At 70.3% G+C, this 22,126-nt stretch carries 20 protein-coding genes, 1 tRNA gene and 1 pseudogene; 18 read left to right on the plus strand and 4 right to left on the minus strand.

Features of this window, described 5'->3' with window-relative positions; genetic code table 11:
• The first annotated feature begins 85 nt into the window (after positions 1 to 85).
• From mfd to AB0K18_RS26385, 9 genes are all read left to right on the plus strand, one after another.
• The gene (gene mfd, locus AB0K18_RS26345; protein WP_364918970.1) at positions 86 to 3,574 is read left to right on the plus strand and encodes a transcription-repair coupling factor; all 3,489 of its coding nucleotides are present in this window, start codon (positions 86 to 88) and stop codon (positions 3,572 to 3,574) included.
• 29 nt (positions 3,575 to 3,603) lie between these two features.
• Positions 3,604 to 4,197: a SurA N-terminal domain-containing protein gene (locus AB0K18_RS26350; RefSeq protein WP_364918972.1), complete on the plus strand. Its 594-nt coding sequence runs from the start codon at positions 3,604 to 3,606 to the stop codon at positions 4,195 to 4,197.
• 2 nt (positions 4,198 to 4,199) lie between these two features.
• Positions 4,200 to 5,132 carry a MazG family protein gene (locus AB0K18_RS26355; RefSeq protein ID WP_364918975.1) on the plus strand — a complete coding sequence of 311 codons (933 nt, stop codon included), beginning with the start codon at positions 4,200 to 4,202 and terminating at the stop codon, positions 5,130 to 5,132.
• A gap of 90 nt (positions 5,133 to 5,222) precedes the next feature.
• Positions 5,223 to 6,500: a phosphopyruvate hydratase gene (gene eno, locus AB0K18_RS26360; RefSeq protein WP_364918978.1), complete on the plus strand. Its 1,278-nt coding sequence runs from the start codon at positions 5,223 to 5,225 to the stop codon at positions 6,498 to 6,500.
• Positions 6,501 to 6,568: 68 nt separating this feature from the next.
• Positions 6,569 to 7,165: a PT domain-containing protein gene (locus tag AB0K18_RS26365; protein WP_364918980.1), complete on the plus strand. Its 597-nt coding sequence runs from the start codon at positions 6,569 to 6,571 to the stop codon at positions 7,163 to 7,165.
• On the plus strand, positions 7,155 to 7,643 hold the full coding sequence (locus AB0K18_RS26370) for a DUF501 domain-containing protein (protein WP_364919266.1): 489 nt from the start codon (positions 7,155 to 7,157) through the stop codon (positions 7,641 to 7,643). Before AB0K18_RS26365 ends, AB0K18_RS26370 begins: the two co-directional genes overlap by 11 nt.
• Positions 7,634 to 8,581, plus strand: a complete 948-nt coding sequence (locus AB0K18_RS26375; protein WP_364918982.1) for a Ppx/GppA phosphatase family protein — start codon at positions 7,634 to 7,636, stop codon at positions 8,579 to 8,581. The genes AB0K18_RS26370 and AB0K18_RS26375 overlap by 10 nt, the downstream gene beginning before the upstream one ends.
• A gap of 172 nt (positions 8,582 to 8,753) precedes the next feature.
• Positions 8,754 to 9,917: a hypothetical protein gene (locus AB0K18_RS26380; RefSeq protein WP_364918984.1), complete on the plus strand. Its 1,164-nt coding sequence runs from the start codon at positions 8,754 to 8,756 to the stop codon at positions 9,915 to 9,917.
• A gap of 129 nt (positions 9,918 to 10,046) precedes the next feature.
• The gene (locus AB0K18_RS26385; protein ID WP_355416582.1) at positions 10,047 to 10,373 is read left to right on the plus strand and encodes a PadR family transcriptional regulator; all 327 of its coding nucleotides are present in this window, start codon (positions 10,047 to 10,049) and stop codon (positions 10,371 to 10,373) included.
• Here the strand turns inward: AB0K18_RS26385 and AB0K18_RS26390 are convergent.
• Positions 10,354 to 11,601 (minus strand): annotated as a pseudogene (locus tag AB0K18_RS26390) (RNA-guided endonuclease TnpB family protein). The gene AB0K18_RS26385 and the pseudogene AB0K18_RS26390 overlap by 20 nt on opposite strands.
• A gap of 147 nt (positions 11,602 to 11,748) precedes the next feature.
• Between AB0K18_RS26390 and AB0K18_RS26395 the strand changes: the two are divergent.
• The 9 genes from AB0K18_RS26395 (at position 11,749) to AB0K18_RS26435 (ending at position 18,333) form a co-directional block, all read left to right on the plus strand.
• Positions 11,749 to 12,645, plus strand: a complete 897-nt coding sequence (locus tag AB0K18_RS26395; protein ID WP_364918987.1) for a hypothetical protein — start codon at positions 11,749 to 11,751, stop codon at positions 12,643 to 12,645.
• An 18-nt stretch (positions 12,646 to 12,663) separates the two neighbouring features.
• Entirely contained in the window at positions 12,664 to 13,458 is a 795-nt protein-coding gene (locus AB0K18_RS26400) for a uracil-DNA glycosylase (protein ID WP_364918989.1), read from the plus strand.
• A 97-nt stretch (positions 13,459 to 13,555) separates the two neighbouring features.
• The gene (locus AB0K18_RS26405) at positions 13,556 to 14,872 is read left to right on the plus strand and encodes an NAD(P)/FAD-dependent oxidoreductase (RefSeq protein WP_364918992.1); all 1,317 of its coding nucleotides are present in this window, start codon (positions 13,556 to 13,558) and stop codon (positions 14,870 to 14,872) included.
• 80 nt (positions 14,873 to 14,952) lie between these two features.
• Complete coding sequence (locus AB0K18_RS26410) at positions 14,953 to 15,468, plus strand: ACT domain-containing protein (RefSeq protein WP_364918995.1); 516 nt, start codon at positions 14,953 to 14,955, stop codon at positions 15,466 to 15,468.
• Positions 15,469 to 15,506: 38 nt separating this feature from the next.
• On the plus strand, positions 15,507 to 16,001 hold the full coding sequence (locus tag AB0K18_RS26415) for a peptide deformylase (RefSeq protein WP_364918998.1): 495 nt from the start codon (positions 15,507 to 15,509) through the stop codon (positions 15,999 to 16,001).
• A 49-nt stretch (positions 16,002 to 16,050) separates the two neighbouring features.
• Positions 16,051 to 16,123, plus strand: a tRNA-Leu gene (locus AB0K18_RS26420).
• 555 nt (positions 16,124 to 16,678) lie between these two features.
• Entirely contained in the window at positions 16,679 to 17,473 is a 795-nt protein-coding gene (locus AB0K18_RS26425) for a Bax inhibitor-1/YccA family protein (RefSeq protein WP_364919000.1), read from the plus strand.
• Between the two features lie 166 nt (positions 17,474 to 17,639).
• Positions 17,640 to 17,873 (plus strand): DUF4287 domain-containing protein, encoded by a 234-nt coding sequence (locus tag AB0K18_RS26430; RefSeq protein WP_080045101.1) that lies wholly within the window; start codon positions 17,640 to 17,642, stop codon positions 17,871 to 17,873.
• 52 nt (positions 17,874 to 17,925) lie between these two features.
• Positions 17,926 to 18,333 (plus strand): PPOX class F420-dependent oxidoreductase, encoded by a 408-nt coding sequence (locus AB0K18_RS26435; protein ID WP_364919003.1) that lies wholly within the window; start codon positions 17,926 to 17,928, stop codon positions 18,331 to 18,333.
• 79 nt (positions 18,334 to 18,412) lie between these two features.
• Here the strand turns inward: AB0K18_RS26435 and AB0K18_RS26440 are convergent, their stop codons facing one another.
• The 3 genes from AB0K18_RS26440 to AB0K18_RS26450 form a co-directional block, all read right to left on the minus strand.
• Positions 18,413 to 19,630, minus strand: coding sequence for an acetyl-CoA C-acetyltransferase (locus tag AB0K18_RS26440; protein WP_364919006.1), 1,218 nt, complete (start codon positions 19,628 to 19,630; stop codon positions 18,413 to 18,415).
• 72 nt (positions 19,631 to 19,702) lie between these two features.
• Entirely contained in the window at positions 19,703 to 21,058 is a 1,356-nt protein-coding gene (locus AB0K18_RS26445; protein ID WP_364919009.1) for a PQQ-binding-like beta-propeller repeat protein, read from the minus strand.
• A 74-nt stretch (positions 21,059 to 21,132) separates the two neighbouring features.
• Positions 21,133 to 22,101 carry an SGNH/GDSL hydrolase family protein gene (locus tag AB0K18_RS26450; protein WP_364919011.1) on the minus strand — a complete coding sequence of 323 codons (969 nt, stop codon included), beginning with the start codon at positions 22,099 to 22,101 and terminating at the stop codon, positions 21,133 to 21,135.
• Between the last annotated feature and the right edge of the window lie 25 nt (positions 22,102 to 22,126).

A 22,126-nucleotide genomic window follows, 5' to 3' on the forward strand; every position in this document is an offset into this window, starting at 1 on the left:
CGGCGAGTAGGCTTGTTACGAACCCCCGCGACCTGACCCGGCCGGGGGTAGTCGTGTTGCCGTCGTGGGGCTGTGGGCGTATCTGATGAGTCTTTCCGGGCTACTTGACCTTGTTCGCGCCGACCCGAAGCTGACCGCCGCTCTCGAAGAGGGCGGCGATGTGGCGCTGATCGCGCCGTCCGCGCTGCGGCCCTTCGGGGTGGCCGCGCTGGCCGGGCACGACCAGCGCACCGTGCTCGCGGTGACCGCCACGGGGCGCGAGGCGGAAGATCTGGCGGCCGCGCTCACCAGCCTGGTCGAGCCCGCGTCGGTGGCGGTGTTCCCGGCGTGGGAGACCCTTCCGCACGAGCGGCTCTCGCCGCGCAGCGACACCGTGGGCCAGCGGCTCGCGGTGCTGCGCAGGCTGGCGCACCCGGTCAAGGGCGACGCCGCCGCGGGGCCGCTCAGCGTGGTCGTCGCGCCGGTGCGCGCGTTGCTGCAGCCCATCGTGAAGGGGCTCGGCGACCTGGAGCCCATCAGGTTGCGGGCCGGCGACGAGGCCGACCTCGACGAGGTGGTGCGCAACCTGGTCGACAACGGCTACCACCGGGTCGACATGGTGGAGCGGCGCGGCGAGGTGGCCGTGCGCGGCGGGCTGCTCGACGTGTTCCCGCCCACCGAGGAGCATCCGCTGCGGCTGGAGTTCTGGGGCGACACGGTCGAGGAGATCCGCTGGTTCAAGGTGGCCGACCAGCGCTCGCTGGAGGCGGCCGAGGAGGGGCTGTTCGCGCCGCCGTGCCGTGAGCTGCTGCTCACCGGCCAGGTGCGGGCCAGGGCGCGGGAGCTGGCCGAGGAATACCCGGCGCTGGCCGAGGTGCTCGACCAGCTCGCCGACGGCACCCCCGTCGAGGGCATGGAGGCGTTCGCGCCCGTGCTGGCCGGGGAGATGGACCTGCTGCTCGATCACCTGCCCGTCAGGTCCGCGGTGTTCGTGTGCGATCCCGAGCGGATCAGGGGACGGGCGGAGGAGCTCGTACGCACCTCGCAGGAGTTCCTCGAAGCCTCCTGGATCAACGCGGCGGCCGGCGGCGAGGCCCCGATCGACCTCGGCGCGGCCGCGTTCCGCTCGCTGGAGGAGATCCGCGAGCACGCCGACGCGCTCGGTCAGCCGTGGTGGACGATGGCGCCGTTCGGCTCGGGCGTCGAGCTCGACGCCCACGACTCCGAGGCCTACCGCGGCGACACCGCCAAGGCGCTGGCCGACATCAAGAGCTGGCTGGCCGACGACAAGGCCGTGGTGCTGCTCAGCGAGGGCCACGGCCCGGCCGAGCGCATGGTCGAGCTGCTCAAGGGCGTCGACGTCCCGGCCAGGCTGCGGCGCTACCTCGACAAGGCGCCGGAGCCGAAGGTCGTCCACGTCTCGACCGGCCTCATCGAGCACGGCTTCATCACTCCGGGGCTCGCCGTCCTCACCCACCTCGACCTGGTCGGCCAGAAGGCGTCCACCAAGGACATGCGGCGCCTGCCCTCCCGCCGTCGCAACATGGTCGACCCGCTCCAGCTCAAGGTCGGCGACCACGTCGTGCACGAGCAGCACGGCGTCGGCCGCTACGTCGAGATGGTGCAGCGCACGGTGCAGGGCGCGACCCGCGAATACCTGGTCATCGAATACGCCAAGGGCGACCGCCTCTACGTCCCCACCGACCAGCTCGACGAGGTCACCCGCTACGTCGGCGGCGAGGCGCCCACGCTCAACCGCATGGGCGGCGCCGACTGGGCCAAGGCCAAGTCGCGGGCGAAGAAGGCGGTCAAGGAGATCGCCGGCGAGCTGATCAGGCTCTACTCCGCCCGCATGGCCTCGCCGGGCCACGCGTTCGGCGCCGACACGCCGTGGCAGCGCGAGATGGAGGACGCCTTCCCGTACGCCGAGACGGGCGACCAGCTCGAGGCCATCGACGAGGTCAAGCGCGACATGGAGCGCGGCGTCCCGATGGACCGGCTGATCTGCGGCGACGTCGGCTACGGCAAGACCGAGATCGCGGTGCGCGCGGCGTTCAAGGCCGTCCAGGACGGCAAGCAGGTCGCGGTGCTGGTGCCCACGACGCTGCTGGTGCAGCAGCACATGTCCACCTTCGCCGAGCGCTTCTCCAGCTTCCCCGTCACGATCAAGCCGATCTCCCGCTTCCAGACCGACGGCGAGGTCAAGGGCACCCTCGACGGGCTCAGGACCGGCGCCGTCGACGTGGTCATCGGCACCCACCGGCTGCTCAGCCCCGAGGTCAGGTTCAAGGACCTCGGGCTCATCATCATCGACGAGGAGCAGCGCTTCGGCGTCGAGCACAAAGAGGCGATGAAGCACCTGCGCACCCAGGTCGACGTGCTGGCGATGTCCGCCACGCCGATCCCGCGCACGCTGGAGATGGGGCTGACCGGCATCCGCGAGATGTCCACGATCCTCACCCCGCCGGAGGAGCGGCACCCGATCCTCACGTTCGTGGGGCCGTACGAGGAGAAGCAGATCGCCGCGGCGATCCGGCGCGAGCTGATGCGCGACGGCCAGATCTTCTTCGTTCACAACCGGGTGGCCTCGATCAACCGGGTCGCCGCGCGGCTGCGCGAGCTGGTGCCCGAGGCGCGCATCGCGGTGGCGCACGGGCAGATGAACGAGCACCAGCTCGAGAAGATCATGGTCGGGTTCTGGGAGCGCGAGTACGACCTGCTCGTCTCCACGACGATCGTCGAGTCGGGTCTCGACGTGCCCAACGCCAACACGCTCATCGTGGACAGGGCCGACAACTACGGCCTGTCGCAGCTCCACCAGCTGCGCGGGCGCGTCGGGCGGGGCAGGGAGCGCGGCTACGCCTACTTCCTCTACCCGCCGGAGAAGCCGCTGACCGAGACCGCCCACGAGCGGCTGGCCACGATCTCGCAGCACACCGAGATGGGCGCCGGCATGTACGTCGCCATGAAGGACCTGGAGATCCGCGGCGCCGGCAACGTGCTGGGCGCCGAGCAGTCGGGCTTCATCGCGGGCGTCGGCTTCGACCTGTACGTCCGCCTCATGGCCGAGGCCGTGCAGGAGCAGAAGGCCAAGCTGTCGGGCGCCGAGGTGCAGGAGGAGCAGCAGGACGTCAAGGTCGAGCTGCCGATCAACGCCCACATCCCGCATGACTACGTCACCTCGGAGCGGCTGCGGCTGGAGGCGTACAAGCGCATCGCGGCCATCGCCGCCCCGATCGACATCGACGAGGTGCGCGCCGAGCTGACCGACCGCTACGGCAAGCCGCCCGCGGAGGTCGAGAACCTGCTGGAGGTGGCGCGGTTCCGCATCAGGGCGCGCGCGGCCGGGCTTACCGACGTCACGCTGCAGGGCCAGAACATCAAGTTCGGCCCCGCGAGGCTCAAGGAGTCGCAGCAGGTGCGGCTCGACCGGCTCTACAAGAAGGCGATATACAAGCAGGCCGCGGAGACGCTGCTGGTGCCGGTGCCCAAGACCAAGCCGCTGGGCGGGCAGCCGTTGCGCGATCTCGACCTGCTCAAATGGTGTGGTGACCTGGTCGAGGCCATGTTCCTCGAACCCGCCCGGGTAAGCTAGCGGCGGTTTTCTGGTCGGAAGGGACGTACGTGAAGTCGATACGAGTGGCTGTGGCCGCCGCGGCGGCCGCCGTGGCACTGTCCGCCTGCTCCTCGCCCATGCAGGCCGGGGCCGCGGCCGTGGTGGGCAACGAGCGCATCTCCATGAACAAGCTCAGCGATGACACCCAGGCCTACGTGGCCGCGCTCAAGCGCGCCCAGCTGGACGAGTCCGCGCTCGGCGTGCCGGCGACGCAGGCCGTGCTGCAGCGGCTGGTCAACGTGGCCGTCTCCAAGCAGCTCATGGCCCGCCACAACGTGCAGGTCAGCGAGAGCGAGGTGGACGCCGTGCTCAAGGAGCCCGGCCAGTACCAGTCCGCCGAGATCAACCTGCTGGCCAACGCCGTCGCGCCGACCGACGCCCGCGACTACGGCCGGGCCATGGTGGGCCTGTCGAAGCTGCAGCAGCAGTTCGGCCAGACCGGGCAGGAGAAGCTGCTGCAGGAGTTCAACTCCATCAAGCCGGTCTTCAACCCGCGCTACGGCCAGCTCAACCAGCAGCGCTCCCAGGAGAACCCGGCGCTGTTCGTCGACACCGGCAGATTCGGCAAGGCCACCCAGCAGGCGCCCCAGGCGCAGGGCTGACCGTGCCGCTGATCGTCCTCACCACCTCGCCCAGGGTCGCGCCGGGCCTGCTGAGCCATCAGGCGTGGCAGGCGCTGCGCTCCGGCCCGGTGCTGACCGGCGCGGCCGACCACCCGCACCTGCCCTACCTCGCCGACGCCGGCATCGAGGCCGAGGTGGTCGAGCCCGACCCGGCGGCGCTCGCGCGGCGGGCCGCCGGCGAGACCGTGGTGTGGCTGGCCGAGCATGACGGCGAGGACTTCATGCGGGCCGTCGGCCACGCCGCGCTCTCGCTCGACGAGCCGCCGGTCATCGAGGTGGTGCCCGGCTCCTACGACCTGCCGGGCGCGCGGGTGCTCGACCTGGTGGCGGTGATGGACCGGCTGCGCACCGAGTGTCCGTGGGATCGCAGGCAGACGCACGAGTCGCTGGTGCCGTACCTGCTCGAAGAGGCGTACGAGGTGCTCGAGACGATCGAGCAGGGCGACTATGCGGCGCTGCGCGAGGAGCTGGGCGACCTGCTGCTGCAGGTGGTCTTCCACGCGCGGGTGGCGGGCGGCTTCGACATCGACGACGTGGCGGCCGGCATCGTGGAGAAGCTGGTCAGGCGGCATCCCCACGTGTTCGGGTCCGTACGCGCCGAGAGCGCCGACGAGGTCAACGCCAACTGGGAGGCGATCAAGGCGGCCGAGCGGGCGGCCAAGGGCACCGAGTCGGTGCTCGACGGGGTGCCGATGGGGCAGCCCGCCCTGTCGCTCGCGGCCCAGCTCGTGCGCAGGGCCGAGCGGGCGGGCGCGCCCGAGTCGCTGTCGGCGGCCGTCGGCCAGGGGGTGGCCAGGGAGCTGTTCGACCTCGTCAGGCGGGCGGCGGAGGCGGGGCTCGACGCCGAGGCGGAGCTGCGCGGCGCGGCGCGGGCGTACCGCGACCGGGTGCGGGCCTGGGAGTCGTCGGGCTGAGCCGGACGGCCGTGACCTGGAAGCCTGCGCGGGGCAGCCGTACCGATAGGCTCTGATGGCATATCACCTTTCGATTTAGGAGCGCATCCCGTGGCTACCATCGAGGTCGTATACGCTCGCGAGATCCTCGACTCCCGGGGCAACCCGACGGTCGAGGTCGAGGTCGTTCTCGACGACGGCAGCACCGGCCGGGCGGCCGTGCCGAGCGGGGCGTCCACCGGCCAGTTCGAGGCGGTCGAGCTGCGCGACGGCGGCAAGCGTTACGGCGGCAAGGGCGTGGAGAAGGCCGTCCTGGCGGTGACCGATGAGATCCAGGAGGAGATCAGCGGGATCGAGGCCGAGGACCAGCGGATCATCGACCAGATCATGATCGACCTGGACCGTACGCCCAACAAGGCGAAGCTCGGCGCCAACGCCATCCTGGGCGTGTCGCTGGCCGTGGCCAAGGCCGCCGCCGACAGCGCCGACCTGCCGCTCTTCCGCTACCTCGGCGGCCCCAACGCTCACGTGCTGCCCGTGCCGATGATGAACATCCTCAACGGCGGCGCCCACGCCGACACCAACGTGGACATCCAGGAGTTCATGATCGCGCCGGTCGGGGCCGAGTCGTTCCGCGAGGCGGTGCGCATGGGCACCGAGGTCTACCACGCGCTCAAGAGCGTGCTGAAGGAGAAGGGCTACGCCACGGGCCTGGGCGACGAGGGCGGCTTCGCCCCCAGCCTGCCCTCCAACCGCGACGCGCTCGACCTCATCCTGGTCGCCATCGAGCGGGCCGGCTACGTGCCGGGCGAGGACATCGCGCTGGCGCTCGACGTGGCCGCCACCGAGTTCCACAAGGACGGCGTCTACACGATCGACGGCAAGGGCCTGTCGGCGCAGGAGCTCATCGCCTTCTACGAGGACCTGGTCGACAACTACCCGCTCGTCTCCATCGAGGACCCGCTCGACGAGGAGGACTGGGAGGGCTGGAAGGCCATCACCGCCTCGCTCGGCGGCAAGGTCCAGCTCGTCGGCGACGACCTGTTCGTCACCAACCCCGAGCGGCTCGAGCGCGGCATCACCGAGGGCGCGGCCAACGCCCTGCTGGTCAAGGTCAACCAGATCGGCACGCTGTCGGAGACGCTCGACGCGGTCGACCTGGCCCACCGCAGCGGCTACCGCTGCATGATGAGCCACCGCTCCGGCGAGACCGAGGACACGACGATCGCCGACCTCGCGGTCGCGGTCAACTGCGGCCAGATCAAGACCGGCGCCCCCGCCCGCTCCGACCGGGTGGCCAAGTACAACCAGCTGCTGCGCATCGAGGAGCTGCTCGACGACGCCGCCCGCTACGCGGGTCGCGCGGCGTTCCCGCGTTTCCGGCGCTAGTTTCGAGTACGGCTCGCGGCACCCCGATTTCTCCGGCCGCGAGCCGCACTTGAGGGGGTGTGCAGCAAGTGGCGAAGAGACCGCAGCTCACCGGGCGGGCGGCCATCCTGGCCGTCGTGGTGTGCGCGATCGCGATGAGCCTGGCCTACCCTGTCCGCGAGTACATCAGCCTGCGCCGCAGCATCTCGGAGCTGCGCGCGGAGAAGGCCAGGGTCGAGGCCGAGAAGCAGGCGTTGCTGGCCCGTGACAGGCAGAGCGACGACCCCAACTGGATCAAGAAGACGGCCAAGGAGCGGCTGCACTACTGCGGGCCGGGCGAGAAGTGCTACGTGGTGATGGAGCCCGAGCAGGGCAGGGCGCAGGCGGCGGTCAAGCAGCCCGCGCAGGTGCCGCCGTGGTACGAGACGCTGTGGGAGTCGGTGCAGGCCGCCGACAAGGGCACGGGCCGCAGGGCCGTCACGGGGCAGCAGGACGTCCCCGACGAGCAGCCCGCGAAAAAGCCCACTGAACAGCCCACGAAGCAGCCCACGAAGCAGCCGACCGGGCAGCCGGTCAAGCAGCCCACGAAGCAGCCGACGAAAGAGCCGACAAAGCAGCCGACGAAGCAGCCGACCGGGCAGCCGAGCGGCGGGTCGGTGACAGGAAGGGAACGTGTTGGACAGTAAGGACGTCGAGGTCGTCGAGCAGCAGCTCGGACGGCCGCCCAGAGGGCTGCGCGCGGTCGCGCACCGCTGCCCGTGCGGCAACCCCGACGTGGTGGAGACCGCTCCGCGGCTGCCCGACGGCTCGCCCTTCCCGACCCTTTACTACCTGACCTGTCCCAAGGCGGCCTCGGCCATCGGCACGCTCGAAGGGTCCGGCCTGATGCGGGAGATGCAGGCCAGGCTGGCGACCGAGCCGGAGCTGGCGGCGGTCTACCAGGCGGCTCACGAGGACTACGTGGCCAGGCGCGACAAGGCGGCCCGCGAGGAGGGCCTGACGCCGCTGCCGCGCGACATGCAGAGCACGGGCGGGATGCCGGAGCGGGTCAAGTGCCTGCACGCGCTCGTGGCCCACGAGCTGGCGGCGCCCGGGAGCAACCCGTTCGGCAGGGAGGCGCTGGACGCACTCCCCGACTGGTGGAGTGACGGACCATGCGTGTAGCCGCCATCGACTGTGGCACCAACTCCGTACGCCTGCTCATCGCCGACCTCGGCGACGACACGCTGACCGACGTCGAGCGGCGGATGGAGATCGTCCGGCTGGGCCAGGGCGTCGACCGCACCGGCAGGCTGGCGCCCGAGGCGCTGGAGCGCACGTTCGCGCGGATGAGCGAATACCAGGAGCTCATCGAGCGCCACGGAGCCGTCGCGACGCGCGTGGTGGCGACGAGCGCGACCCGCGACGCGGCCAACCGGCAGGAGTTCGTGACCGGCGTGCGGAAGATCTTCGGGGTGGAACCGGAGGTGGTGACGGGCGCCGAGGAGGCCGAGCTGTCGTTCACCGGTGCCACCAGGGGCCTTACCCGGCTGTCGCCCGAGACCGAGGTGGCGCGCGGCCCGCTCGCGCCCTACCTGGTGGTGGACATCGGCGGCGGCTCGACGGAGTTCGTGGTCGGCTCCGTGCACGCGGAGGGCTCGCTGTCGGTCGACATCGGCTGCGTACGGCTGACCGAGCGGCACCTGCGTGACGCCGGCGACCCGCCGTCGGCGCCCGCGCTGGAGGCGGTGGTGGCCGACATCGAGGCCGCGCTCGACCGGGTCGAGGCCGAGGTGCCGGTGCACCGGGCGAAGACGCTGGTCGGCCTCGCCGGCTCGGTGACGACGGTGTCGGGCATCGCGCAGGAGCTGCCTTACTACGATCCGGCGCGCATCCACCATTCGGTCATTTCGGCCGAGCAGGTGCACGAGGTGACGCGGCGGCTGCTCGCGATGACCCATGGTGAACGCGCGCAGGTGCCGGTGATGCATCCGGGCCGGGTGGACGTGATCGGGGCCGGCGCCCTCATTCTGGACCGTATCGTCCGTCGTTTCGCGTTTTCGCAGGTCGTCGTGAGTGAGCACGACATCCTTGACGGAATGGCATGGTCTCTAGCGCGATAGCTGAAGAAATCCGGACATTTCATAATTCACGATCGTGTTGAGCGTGCGATCAGTATTGTGCTTAGGTAAAGGGGCATTACGGGGGCTTTGCCATATCGCCGTGCGCGAAAGGCGCAGGCTTGGCGACCGTTCCCGAGCGCGTCTCTTCCCTCACGGAATGGAGCACTCTCACATGATGTCTGTTGGGTTAGCCCGTAAGGCCGCTGCGTTCGGCGCCTCGACCGCGGCACTGGCGGCGCTGGCCGCGGGCCTGGTCGCCGGGCCCGCCCAGGCGGCCACGGCCGCCAAGCCCGCGTCCAAGGCAAAGGTCTCGGCCACCACGCCGAAGGCCGCGCCCGGCGCCTACGAGGGGTCCTGCCCGGTCAAGGTCAACTTCTCGGCCAAGATCAAGGTCCCGGTCAAGGGCTCCACCAAGGTGGCCTACCGCTGGCTGCACGGCGACGGCTCCAAGAGCAAGGTCAAGACCGTCACGGTCAAGGGCAAGGGCACCAGGACCGTCACGGTCAAGCAGTCCATCACCTTCACCGAGGACGTCAAGAAGGGCTGGGAGGCCGTCCAGGTCCTCGGCCCGAAGAAGGTCACGTCCAAGAAGGGCTACTTCTCGGTCAACTGCCAGTCGCTGAAGGAGGTCGAGCGCACCCACCTCGATCCCACCATCAGCGCCCGCGCGTGGGCCAGCCCGAGCTCCTACGCCGGCCGCTGCGCCCCTGGCGCCAGGATCGGCTTCACCGGCGTGATCAGCTCTTCGCGCCCGGCCTGGGTGCGTTACCGCTGGGTGGTCAACGGTGACGCCGTCGACTACGGCAAGATCAAGGTCCGCGACTCGCGGAAGGTCGGCTTCAGCATCTCCCCGCGTCACAGCCAGCGCGGCTGGGCGCAGCTGCAGGTCCTGAGCCCCGACAGCGCGTCGTCCAACCGGGCGTACTACAAGGTCTGGTGCAAGGACTACGAGGCTCCGAAGCCGCACACCAAGGTCTCCGCCTCCGCCCACGCCACGACCGGCACCGACTGCTCGGTCAGGGCCAGCGGCTCCGTCACCTCCACCGGTGCGGGCCGGGTCACCTACCGCTGGTCGCTCAACGGCCGTACCGTCAGTGACGGCTCGACCTACTTCGGCCGTGACGGTGGCACCATCGTCGTTCCCGGGTTCTCCACCGCTCTGAGTGGCCACGCCACCAAGGGCGGCGTGGTGACGCTGTCGATCACCGGCCCGGACAACAGCGACTCCTCCAGCGACCGCTACGCGCCCTGCAAGCCGGAGCCCAAGCCGACGACGACCCCGTCGCCGAAGAACGCCGAGCCCGAGCCCGGCCCCACCTTCGGGGACGCGCTCTGACGAGCACGGCACGGACGCTTCTGGTCTGACCACGGCGCTCCACTGATCGGCTGAACCGGGCGGCACCTTCGGGAGCCGCCCGGTTTTTCCGTTTGCTACTACTGTGCATTGCACACTACTGTGTGACGCGTGGACAGCAGCCAGCTTCTCAAGGGCGTGCTCGACCTGGCCGTCCTGGCCGTGCTCGACGAGCGTGACGGCTACGGCTACGACGTCGTACGCAGGCTCAGGGAGGCCGGGCTCGACGAGGTCGGCGACGCCTCCGTCTACGGCACCCTGCGCCGCCTGTTCAAAGCGGGCGCGCTGACCTCGTACGTGGTGGCCTCCGACGAGGGGCCGCACCGCAAGTACTACGGGCTCAACGACACCGGCCGGCGCCTGTACGCCGACTCCGCCAAGACCTGGGCCTCCTTCTCGGCCACCATGGCAGCCCTGCTCAAGGAGGAACGAGCTTGACATCCTCCCCCTCGTCAGCGAGGGGGATTCCCACGGTTGCCCGTGAGGGTTCCTGTTTCACAGCCGGTCGCCCCGTCCGAGAGGACTCTCGTTGAGGTCTTACACCCGCTCCACAGGCGTTTCAGCTCTCCGCCAGCCCGGCGGCGAGCACGTTCCTGGCCGCGTTCACATCCCGGTCATGGACCGCACCGCAAGCACACATCCATTCCCGGACGTTCAGCGGCATCTTCTCCCGCAGGGCCCCGCACGCCGAGCACAGCTTCGACGACGGGAACCAGCGGTCAATCGCCACCACAGTCCGCCCGTACCATCGTGCCTTGTACTCCAGCATGGAGCGCAGTTCCCGCCAGCTCGCATCCGAGATGGCGCGGGCCAGGCTGTGGTTGCGGACCATGGTGCGGACGGTCAGGTCTTCCACGGCGATCGTTTGGTTTTCGCGAACAAGCCGTGTGGTGACCTTGTGCAGGTGATCTCTTCTGCGGTCGGCGATCCGGGCGTACACCCCGGCGACCTTCAGTCTGGCCTTGGCCCGGTTGTTCGACCCCTTCTCCTTACGAGCGAGTGCCCGCTGAGCCTTGGCCAGCTTGCGCCGATCGGCGCGCTCATGCTTGGGGTTGACGATCTTCTCGCCGGTCGAGAGTGTCGCCAGCGCGGTGATGCCGGCGTCCACACCGACGCTCCGCCGGGCGGGCGGGAGCGGGATGATCTTCTCCTCGACCAGGAGGGACACGAACCAGCGTCCCGCGCTGTCGCGGGAGACGGTGACCGTGGACGGCTGCGCACCCTCCGGCAGCGGACGCGACCACACGATGGCCGGCGGCGTGTCCATCTTCGCCAGCGTCAAGGTGCCCTCACGCCAGCGGAACGCCGAGCGGGTGTACTCCGCCGACGCCCGGGACTTCTTCTTGCTCTTGAACGTGGGGTACCTGGCGCGCTTGGCGAAGAAGTTCGCGAACGCCGCCTGCAAGTGGCGCAGCGCCTGCTGCAGAGGGACCGACGACACCTCGAACAGGAAGTCGAACTCGCCGCTGCGGTTCCATTCCGTCAGGCGCGCGGAGGACTCCACGTAGGAGACGCGGCGGCCTTCCAGCCGGTAGGCGCGGGTGCGCTCCTCCAGTGCCTTGTTGTAGACGAGGCGGACGCAGCCGAACGTCCGGGCAAGCTCGCGGGCCTGCTCGGGGGTCGGGTAGAAGCGGTACTTGTAGGCCCGCTTCACGATCTGCGCCACGCCCCACATGCTCCCACGATCGGCCAAAGATCGCGCGTGTGTTCGATACGCCGGTTCGCCTGACGGCGAACCGGCTGCCCCTGTCCTGCTCCGCAGGGGTCCGATTCCTTCCCCGCCTGAAGGCGGGGGTTTCCACGGAGGTATCTGATGACCCCCGACCAGTACGCACAGGCCGTACGCGACGCCCTGGCCGGCCATCCCGACAGGGAGGAGCTGCTGGAGGACCTCGACGACCACCTGGCGGAGATCGCCGCCGAGTCGGACCTGCCGCTCGACACCAGGCTCGGCCCGCCGGAGGCGTACGCGGCCGAGCTGTCGGCCGCCTACGGGACGAGCGGCGCCAGGCGCGGCCCCACGCTCCTGAGCCGGGCCCGCGCCGCCCTGCTGCGCACCGGTTCGAGCGGCGGTCTCGCGGGCTTCCTGCGCGAGCTGAGGCCCGGCTGGTGGGTGCTGCGCGGCTACGCCCTGGGCATGCTCACCACCCTCATGCTTTCGGGCGAGGCCAGGCTCGTCCCCGCGACCCCGCCCGACTGGGCGCTCGTGGTGCTCGCGATCGTCGCCTCGGTCTGGCTCGGCCGGCGGACACGGGGGCGCTCGGTCGTGCTGGCCGCGGTGACCGCGAACGCGCTGGCCGCCATCGCGCTGCTCGCGGGCTTCGCGGGGGCGGGCGCCGACCCGTCGCCGCAGGTCCAGACGGCCGCGAACGTGTTGCTGGTGGGCGGCGGCACCGCGGAGGGGGTGGCCAACCTGCGGCCGTACGCCAAGGACGGCACCCCGCTGACCGACGTCTACCTCTACGACCAGGACGGCAAGCCGTTCACCACCCGCCCGGAGTCCTTCGGCTTCGAGATCGACAGATCGTGCGGCGAGCCGGTGCGCAACCGCTACCCGCTGCCGCTGATCGACCGGCGGGAGAGCGCCGGGGCGGCCACGGCGACGCCGTCCGCCTGCCCCACCAAGGGCCCCAGCGAGGGCCCCAGCGAGGGCCCCAGCGAGGGCGCAGCAAACCCGAGCGCCACGCCGGAGCCCAAGCGCTCCGAGTGATCGGGCACCATCGGTGTCATGAGCTTCGTACCTCCTGGCACCGGCTGGCCCGACGACCCGGCGACCGCTGACACGCCCGTCGCCCTCGACCCCGCCGACGTGAAACGCATCGCCGCCGCCGGCGGCACGCTCGAGGAGCTCACGGCCGCGCAGTCCGTCTGCCGCGCCTGCCCCCGCCTGGTGGAGTGGCGCGAGGAGGTCGCGCGGACGAAGCGGCGGGCGTTCGCGGACGAGACGTACTGGGGCCGTCCCGTCCCCGGGTGGGGCGAAGAGCGGCCGCGGATCCTGCTGGTCGGGCTGGCCCCGGCGGCCCATGGGGGCAACAGGACGGGCCGCATCTTCACCGGCGACCGCAGCGGCGACTGGCTGTTCGCCTCGCTCCACCGGTGCGGCCTCGCCGCACAGGAGACCAGCACGTACGCCGGCGACGGCCAGCGGCTGATCGGCACCCGCGTGCTGGCGTCGGTGCGCTGCGCGCCGCCGGCGAACAAGCCGACCCCGCAGGAGAAGGCCACCTGCTTCCCATGGATGTCCAGGGAGATCGCGCTGGTGGCCGGGACCGTACGGGTGGTCGTGGCGCTCGGCGGCTACGCCTGGCAGGCCATGTGGCCGGCGCTCAAGGAGGCGGGCTACGAGCTGCCGCGCAGCCGCCCGCCGTTCGGTCACGGGGTGGAGGTGGAGGTCGGGCACGGCGGCTCGCCCGTCACGCTCATGGGCTGCTACCACCCCAGCCAGCAGAACACCTTCACCGGCCGCGTCACCGCCCAGATGCTGGACGACGTCTTCTCCAGGGCCAGGTCGCTGGCGGTGTGACGCGTCCCACCACCCCTCGGCTGGCTTCTTCGAGAGCCCTTGACGTAGGCTTGTGAATGCTTTCACAAGCACTTTCCACGAGGGATGGGGCCTCAGGATGAACAAGCACATTGTGATCGTCGGCGGCGGCTACGTCGGCCTCTACACAGCGCTCAGGCTGCAGCGCAAGCTCCGGAGCGAGCTGCGCGGCGGCGAAGCCCGCATCACGATCATCGACCCCCAGTCCTACATGACCTACCAGCCGTTCCTCCCGGAGGCGGCGGCGGGCAACCTCTCGCCGCGCCACATGGTGGCCCCGCTGCGGCGGGTCCTGCCCAAGGCGCACATCCTGAACGGCACCGTGACCAAGGTCGACCACGCCGGGCGCGTGGTCACCTTCCAGCCGGCCGAGGGCGAGCCGCGCGAGATCGCGTACGACGTGATCGTGATGGCCGCCGGGTCGATCTCCCGCACGCTGCCCATCCCCGGGCTCACCGACATCGGCATCGGCTTCAAGACGGTCGGCGAGGCGATCGCGCTGCGCAACCGGGTGCTCCACCTGCTCGACGTGGCCGAGTCGACCGAGGACCCCGAGGTGCGGCGCAGGGCGCTGACGTTCGTGGTGGTCGGGGCCGGCTTCGCGGGCGTCGAGGCGCTGGCCGAGCTGGAGGACATGGCCAAGCACTCGACCCGCTACTACCGCAACATCAAGCCGTCCGACATCCGCTGGGTGCTCGTCGAGGCGACGAACCGGGTGCTGCCCGAGGTCGGGCCCGAGATGGGCAGGTGGACGCTGGAGCAGCTGCGCGAGCGCGGCATCGAGGTCAAGCTCGACACCCGGCTCGAGTCCTGCGTGGGCGGCCACGTGGTGCTCTCGGACGGCACCGAGTTCGACGCCGAGACGCTCGTCTGGACGGCAGGCGTCAAGCCCAGCCCGGTGGTCGGCGACAGCGATCTGCCGCTCGACGAGCGCGGCCGGATCAAGACCACGGCGATGCTCACCGTGGCGGGCTCGCCCGGCGCGTTCGCGGCGGGCGACGCCGCGGGGGTGCCCGACGTGACCAACCCCGGCCAATACTGCGCGCCCAACGCCCAGCACGCCGTCCGCCAGGCGAAGGTGCTGGCCGACAACATCGTCCGCCACCTCCGCGGCGAGGAACTGGTCGATTACCGCCACAAGTACGTCGGATCGGTCGCCGGACTCGGCCTGCATCAGGGCGTGGCCAATGTCTATGGCGTCAAGCTTCGCGGATTCCCTGCGTGGTTCATGCACCGCACCTACCATCTGTCGCGGGTGCCGACGCTGAACCGCAAGGTCCGTGTGGTCGTCGACTGGACTCTGGCTCTGTTCTTCAAGCGAGAGACGATCTCTCTGGGAGAGATGGAGCACCCCCGCGACGGCTTCAGGGCGGCGGTGGCGACGACTCGCCGCTAGCTCGGGTACGGCAGCGCTCCGGCGATCCATGCGCCGGAGCGTTCTCGGCGCCCATGGAGCAAGCGGAAGGGGTGCCACGGGTGGGTCTGTCAGCGGTGACCGTGCTGGGCGTCGACCGGCCAGGCGTGATCGCCGCGGTAACCGGGTCGCTCGCCGACTGCGGGGTGAACATCCAGGACTCGACCATGACGTTGCTGGGCGGGCACGTCGCGATGATGCTTCTGGTCTCGGGCGACCTCGATCCCGCCGAGCTGACCAAACGGGTGGGTGCTCCCGATCTCGTGGTCACCGCCTCGGCGATCGCCGCCCGCCGTCACTTCTGCGGCGGCTTCGGCGGCGGGCTGGGCTACGTGCTGACCGTGCACGGCCCCGACCGTCCCGGCATCGTCTCCGCCGTCAGCGCCGTGCTGGCCGAGGACGGCGGCAACATCACCGGCATGAGCACGCGGCTCACCGGCCGCCTGTACGTGCTCATCGCGGACGTCGAGCTGCCGAAGGACGTCGACGTCGCCGCGCTCATGCGCAGGCTGGCGGCCGTCGGCGCGAGCCTCGACTCCGACATCACCTTCCGTCCCGTCGAACCGGACCTGTTGTGAACCGGCGGGGCCCGAGACCGGCCGGCACCGTGCGGGACGTGCTCGGCGCCCCGCATCCCGTCCTGTCCGCCGTGGCGGAGCCCGTGGACCCGGGCGACCCCGAGGTGGTGGCCGCCGCGGCCGATCTGCTGGCGACCCTGCGCCGCACGCCCGCCACGACCGGGCTGGCGGCCCCTCAGATCGGCCTCAGCTGGCGGCTGATCGCCTTTGACGCCGGTCGCCACCCCAGGAGTCGTTCCTGGGCCGGAGAGACCGTCCTCGTCAATCCCAGGCTCGCGGGGGCGGCCGATTGGGACGAGGGGCGTGAGGGGTGCGCGTCGATCCCCGGGCTGACCGCCGACGTACGGCGAGCGACGCGTATCACCGTACATGGGCATTTGCCAGGATCCGGGGAGACCGTCACCATCGAAGCGGATGCCGTGGAAGCTCGCTGCATTCAGCACCAACTGGACCATCTAGACGGTCTACTCTTCTTGGACAGAGTCCCTGGAGCGCTATCACTTCACCGCAAGCTTCACACTTGTGACGCTTGATGCGAAGTTGTGCTCCTCGGAAGCATGGTCTGTTTCGTATGATTGCGGCGCCCCCGTAGCCCAATGGCAGAGGCAAACCCCTTAAAAGGGTTGACGTGCGGGTTCGAATCCCGCCGGGGGCACTTGCCATCTCCATTGACTCCAGGTCTCTGACCTGGAGGTTTACCGCCATCGCGGGACAGACCATCACTGCGGTGTTACCGGCCGATATCGAGTTGTTATCGAGTTTGTCCTGTCACCGGGTGATCACTGCTGGTGGATACCCGGCCACACGGCCGCCGAGCGGCCCCGCCGCCGGCCCTGACCTCCGGTGCGTACGGACCGCCCGACGGCCGCTGTTTGCCCGGCCGAAAAGTTTTCGCCGGCTCCCCGACATTGACAGACCCCGGGTTTTCTGCTTTCTCCGCGCATTGCGGAGATTCCTTTCTGTGAATGCCTGACTACACCTGACAACCGCCCTTTCCCGTGGCTGAAAGGGGCCATACTCTTCCCCTGGGCGCATCGGCGCACGTCGATGCCCTGCCGGAGGCAGCACGCGGGCAATTCACGACCGCGGGAACTCCGGGGCGGGCCGGATCGTTGTGAACGCAGCCGACATCCCGTATGAACATCCATATGAGCGTCAGTTGACCAAGGTGGCGGCGCGCACCGTAGGCTCGTCGTCACAGGAGGCAGCGATGGAGAGCAAGAACCCCGTATTCAGCAGGTCGCGGCAGCAGGCCGCGACGGGCTGGGCCGGTCCCACCCCGTCACCCGACCAGCTGCAGAACATGTACGACGCGCCGTCGTACGCACCACCGTCCCGGCCGGCGTACCGGACCATGACGCTCGACGACGTCGTGGTCCGAGGGTTCCTGACCCTCGGCGCGCTGGTCGTCGCCGCCGCCGCGGCCTGGATCCTCGACGTCCCCCCGATGGTCGCCATCGGCGCGGCGATCGTGGCGCTGGTCCTCGGCCTGATCGCCTCGTTCACCCAGAGCACCAACCCGGCGCTCATCCTGGCGTACGCGGTGTTCGAGGGCGTCTTCCTCGGCAAGATCAGCTCTGTCTTCGAAGGCATGATCAGCGGCATCGTGCTGCAGGCGGTGCTCGGAACGGCGTTCGCGTTCGGCGCGGTGCTGACCGTCTACGCGCTGCGCATCGTCCGCGTGACACCCAAGCTGGTGAAGTTCGTCGTCGCGGCCGGTATCGCCGCGCTCGGCCTGGTCCTGGTCAACCTCGTCATGGGCATCTGGGTCGACGGCGGCCTGGGCCTGCGCACCGACAGCCCGCTCGGCTGGATCTTCAGCGTCGCCATGATCCTGCTCGGCTGCTTCTTCCTGCTGCTCGACTTCGACTCGATCGAGCAGGGCGTCAAGCAGGGCGCGCCGGAGAAGTTCGCCTGGCAGTGCGCCTTCGGCCTCACGCTGAGCCTGGTGTGGATCTACCTGGAGGTGCTGCGGTTCGTCAGCTACTTCACCAGTAGCGACTGACCTGCTCGCAACCGTCTCGTGAAGGGCTCCGCCGCACCGGCGGGGCCCTTTCGCTCTGCGACGGAAAATCTACCTGCCGTCACAAAATGATGCCGGACTGAGGGCTTGCCATCCGCACGTCCGTGTTGCAGTGTCAAGCAAAGGACCTTAATCCGCGGAGGTGCCCATGTCCTTGAACCACTCACCGGAGACGCAGACAAAGCTCATCGCCAGGGTCCCGACCATCACGGGACGCGAACTCCCAGAGTGGTTCCAAGCCATCGACAACGGCCCGAGCTTCCTGAGGTGCGACGAACGGGCCAACTGGCTCGCCGACGAGCACGGGCTGACCCACGGCTACGCCGCCGCGATCGTACACGAGCACGAGCGGCACCGCCGTAACCGCATGGGCTTCATCTAAGCCCAACCGTCCCGCGCCCGTGCCGCAAGCGCGGGCGCGTCATCATGGGGGCATGGATCTCAACAAGGCCCTCGGTTTCCTCCGCGATCACCACCACGCCGTCCTGCTGACCCGGCACCGCGATGGGCGCCCGCAGATGTCGCCGGTCACGGCAGGCGTGCAGGGTGACCACGTCGTGATCAGCACCCGCGAGACCGCGGCCAAGGTGCGCAACGCGCTGCACGACCCCCACGTGTCGCTGTGCGTCTTCACCGACCGCTTCTTCGGTGAGTGGATCCAGGTCGACGGCACCGCCGAGATCGTCCACCTGCCCGAGGCGATGGAGCCGCTGATCACCTACTACCGCGACATCTCGGGCGAGCACCCCGACTGGGACGACTACCGCGCCGCCATGGAACGCGAGCGCCGGGTCCTCATGCGCATCACGCCGGTCCACGCCGGCCCCGACCACCACGGCTGAGGCCGCGCGCCGGGGAGGCGTCCCCGGTCGCGCGGCCCGCCCTGGGCTCGCACGCCGTCGTGGCGCGCGGCCCGCACGCTCAGCTCAGGCGCTCGATGACCATGGCCATGCCCTGGCCGCCGCCCACGCACATCGTCTCCAGGCCGATGCTCTTGTCGTGGTGCTGGAGGCCGTTGATCAGCGTCGAGGTGATGCGCGCGCCGGTCATGCCGAACGGGTGGCCCACCGCGATGGCGCCGCCGTTGACGTTGAGCCGGTCGGTGTCGATGCCGAGCTCCCGGTACGACGGGATGACCTGCGCGGCGAACGCCTCGTTGATCTCCACCAGGTCGATGTCGTCGATCGACATGCCGGCCCTGGCCAGCGCCTGCTTCGACGCCTCCACGGGGCCGAGCCCCATGATCTCGGGCGACAGGCCGGTCACGCCGGTCGAGACGATCCTGGCCAGCGGCGTGATGCCCAGCTCGGCGGCCTTGACGTCGCTCATGATGACGACCGCCGCCGCGCCGTCGTTGAGCGGACAGCAGTTGCCGGCCGTGACCGTGCCGTCGGGGCGGAAGACGGGCGCGAGCGTGGAGACCTTCTCGTACGTGGTGCCGGCCCTCGGCCCGTCGTCCTTGGCCACCACGGTGCCGTCGGGCAGCGTCACCGGCGTGATGTCCTTCTGCCAGAACCCGTCGGCCAGCGCCTTCTCGGCGAGGTTCTGCGAGCGCACGCCGAACTCGTCCTGCTCCTGGCGGGTGACGCCCTTGAGCTGGGCGAGGTTCTCGGCCGTCTGGCCCATGGCGATGTAGACGTCGGGCACCTCGCCGTCCTCGCGCGGGTCGTGCCACTCCTTGCCGCCCTCGGCGTACTCCTTGCTGCGCTCGCGGGCGCCCAGGAAGGCCGGGTTGTGCGTGTCGGGCAGCGAGTCGGAGTTGCCCTTGGTGAAGCGGGAGACGGTCTCGACGCCCGCCGAGACGAACACGTCGCCCTCGCCCGCCTTGATGGCGTGGAAGGCCATCCGGGTGGTCTGCAGCGACGAGGAGCAGTAGCGGGTCACGGTGGTGCCGGGCACGTCGTCGAGGCCCAGCATCACCGCCACGACCCTGGCCATGTTGAAGCCCTGCTCGCCGCCGGGCAGGCCGCAGCCGAGCATGATGTCCTCGATCGAGGCGGGGTCGAGCTGGGGCACCTTGGCCAGCGCCGCCTTGATCATCTGCACGGTCAGATCATCGGGCCTGATGTCCTTGAGCGACCCCTTGAAGGCTCGTCCGATCGGGGAACGCGCGGTTGCGACGATGACTGCCTCGGGCATGGCCCCTCCTTTGTCGGCGCTAATAGTAGAACTATATTCCAGTTCTCTGCGCAGGGGCCGACGGGGCCGTTCTTATCCGTACATTCCGGGCGAGTTCGCCGTCTGGTCGTTCACCGCATGCAGGCCGCCCCGCTCGTCCCGCCACAGCCGCCAGCCCTCCTGGCTGCCGGTGAACCAGGGCGGCGGCGTCGAAGGGGGAGTGATGCGCTTGCCGGTGCCGAGGTCGTACTCGCAGAGCGCGGCCGTGGAGTAGAAGCCGGGCGGCTGGCCGCGCAGCGGCAGCGGCTTGGGGTCGGTGACGCAGAACGACCAGCCGCGCTGGCCCTCCGCCGGCACCGGACGGCCCGCCGCCAGGTCGAAGGCCGTGCCCTTGGCGCGGTGCTGCAGGAAGCCCAGCTTGTCCATGCGGTCGGGGAAGGCCAGCCACCAGCCGGAGCCGGGCACCTCGGAGGCGGTGATCTGACCCACCACCCGCCCGCTGGCCGGGTCGAGCCGGGCGAAGCCGCCGTAGGCGCCGTTGGGGTCGACGGGGCGGACGACCGGCGCGAGCCCCGGGCTGCCGCTCGGATAGACGCGTACGACCGAGGGCCGCATCCAGTTGATGGTCCCGTCCGCGATCTTGACGCTGAACAGCCCGAACGTCGAGACCTTCTTCGTCTTCGGGTTCGTGTACGGGGCGACGTAGCCCACCAGGTCGTCGCCCGCCGCCCCGAACGCCCAGCCGCCCGACAGGTCGATGCCGGGGCCGAGTGCCTGCTCGATCGGCTGCTGCCACTGCAGCTTGCCGGTCTTCAGCTCGTACGACTCCACCATGGGGTTGGCGGCCAGCCTGAGCAGCAGCACCCGGCTCTTGTCCGCCCACTCGACCTCGGAGATGCCGGGCAGCTTCCACAGTTGCTTGCCGGTCTCCGGATCGAGCACCACCATGCGGGCCTTGGCCAGTGCGGTGTGCTCGGACAGGCACACGTAGGGGCCGCAGCGCTGCGGGCCGAACGTCGAGTGCACGGGCCTGGTCCACTTCTTCGCCCCCGTACGCGCGTCGCGGGCGATGAGCGTGGCGTTCCAGCGGCCCTGCTTGGCGGGGTCGAGCGCCACCACCACGCTGTGACCGTCGGCCTGCCGCACGAGCGCGGGGGCCGAGACGCCCATGCCGGGCAGGCGGCCAGCCATGGTGGCCGGATGGGCCCACAGCTGCCGGCCGTCGCGCAGGCTCATGGCGACGGTCTCCAGCGCGCCCTCCGGCCTCATCGAGGTGACGGCGACCACGTCGGCGCCCACCGCCATCCTGCTGACGACGTTGATCCTGGTGTTGTGCCAGGAGGGGTAGGCGGAGGTGGCGGCGTCGCTGCCGGAGCAGCCGGCGACGGCGAGGCCGGTGGTGAGGGTGCCAGCGAGGGCGAGGGACGGTTTCCACGAGGGCCGGCGCACGGGCAATCCACTCCAATGAGGACGGGGAGTGGCGACTCGGGCGCGGAGGGTGACCGGCCGAGGGTGCGCAGGTGTCAGGTGTCGTTGACCGCCTCGCCGAGCCGCCGGCGGAACAACGTCGCCCACTTGCCGTGCAGGCCCGTCGCCCGCCCGTCGACCCGGGTCGCGGAGACCTCGGTGCCGGGCTCCTCCGCGGCCGTAGCCGCCGCGAGGTAGATCGGTTGCAGTGCTTCGCCGCGCGCGGGCCGCGGCTCAGGCCACAGCCCCAACGCAGCGCACACCGACGGTAGCACCGCGTAAGCGGCCTGCGCGTAACCTCGGTCAGATGGATGGAAACGATCCGGTCCGAACATTTCTGTCGGATTTGTAGCGAACTCCGGGCCCAGGACGTCGGCGAACGCCACCGTACGGCCGCCCGCGTCCACCACCGCCACCGTCTGCGCCGCGGCGAGCTGCCGGCTCCAGCGCCGCGTCACCCAGCGCAGCGGCTGCGCGATGGGCCGCACGGTGCCGAGGTCGGGACACGTGCCCACGACCACCTCCGCCCCCGCGTCACGCAGCCGCCGCACGGCCTTGACCAGGTGACGTACGGCGGTCGCGGGCGGCGTCTGCGTGATGATGTCGTTGGCCCCCACGAAGATCACCGCCAGGTCGGGGCTCATGGGCAGCGCGGCGTCCACCTGCTCGGCCAGCTCCGCCGACGGCGCGCCCGACTTGCCCACCACCTTCAGCTCGACCGGCCGGTCGGCCACCGCGGCCAGGCCGCCGGCCAGCAGCACCGCGGGCGTGCGCGCCGGGTCGGTCATGCCCAGGCCGACGGACGTGGAGTCGCCCAGCATGGCCATCCTGATCGGCTCACCGGGGAAATCGGCGCCGTAGACGCCGTCGGACGGCGGGCCGTCCAGGCCGTGCGGACGGCCGATGGCCTTGCGTGCCAGCAGCCCTTCGGCGATCAGCAGGCCGTACGCCGTGGCTCCGAGAGCCGTCAGCCCGCCACCTCCGAACGCCGCAGCGGTAGCGATCTTCCTTGCCGCGCGTGCCATGCCAGCCGGCCACACCACGTACGTG

Origin of the sequence: Nonomuraea sp. NPDC049421 (assembly GCF_040677005.1) — a bacterium.
Taxonomy (GTDB): domain Bacteria; phylum Actinomycetota; class Actinomycetes; order Streptosporangiales; family Streptosporangiaceae; genus Nonomuraea; species Nonomuraea salmonea.

What these genes read in the sequence shown, in the direction of transcription:
- mfd (WP_364918970.1), top strand. Translation starts at nt 86, where the DNA reads ATGAGTCTTTCCGGGCTACTTGACCTTGTTCGCGCCGACCCGAAGCTG.
- AB0K18_RS26375 (WP_364918982.1), top strand. Translation starts at nt 7,634, where the DNA reads ATGCGTGTAGCCGCCATCGACTGTGGCACCAACTCCGTACGCCTGCTC.
- AB0K18_RS26380 (WP_364918984.1), top strand. Translation starts at nt 8,754, where the DNA reads ATGATGTCTGTTGGGTTAGCCCGTAAGGCCGCTGCGTTCGGCGCCTCG.
- AB0K18_RS26395 (WP_364918987.1), top strand. Translation starts at nt 11,749, where the DNA reads ATGACCCCCGACCAGTACGCACAGGCCGTACGCGACGCCCTGGCCGGC.
- AB0K18_RS26400 (WP_364918989.1), top strand. Translation starts at nt 12,664, where the DNA reads ATGAGCTTCGTACCTCCTGGCACCGGCTGGCCCGACGACCCGGCGACC.
- AB0K18_RS26405 (WP_364918992.1), top strand. Translation starts at nt 13,556, where the DNA reads ATGAACAAGCACATTGTGATCGTCGGCGGCGGCTACGTCGGCCTCTAC.
- AB0K18_RS26425 (WP_364919000.1), top strand. Translation starts at nt 16,679, where the DNA reads ATGGAGAGCAAGAACCCCGTATTCAGCAGGTCGCGGCAGCAGGCCGCG.
- AB0K18_RS26430 (WP_080045101.1), top strand. Translation starts at nt 17,640, where the DNA reads ATGTCCTTGAACCACTCACCGGAGACGCAGACAAAGCTCATCGCCAGG.
- AB0K18_RS26435 (WP_364919003.1), top strand. Translation starts at nt 17,926, where the DNA reads ATGGATCTCAACAAGGCCCTCGGTTTCCTCCGCGATCACCACCACGCC.
- AB0K18_RS26440 (WP_364919006.1), bottom strand. Translation starts at nt 19,630, where the DNA reads ATGCCCGAGGCAGTCATCGTCGCAACCGCGCGTTCCCCGATCGGACGA.
- AB0K18_RS26450 (WP_364919011.1), bottom strand. Translation starts at nt 22,101, where the DNA reads ATGGCACGCGCGGCAAGGAAGATCGCTACCGCTGCGGCGTTCGGAGGT.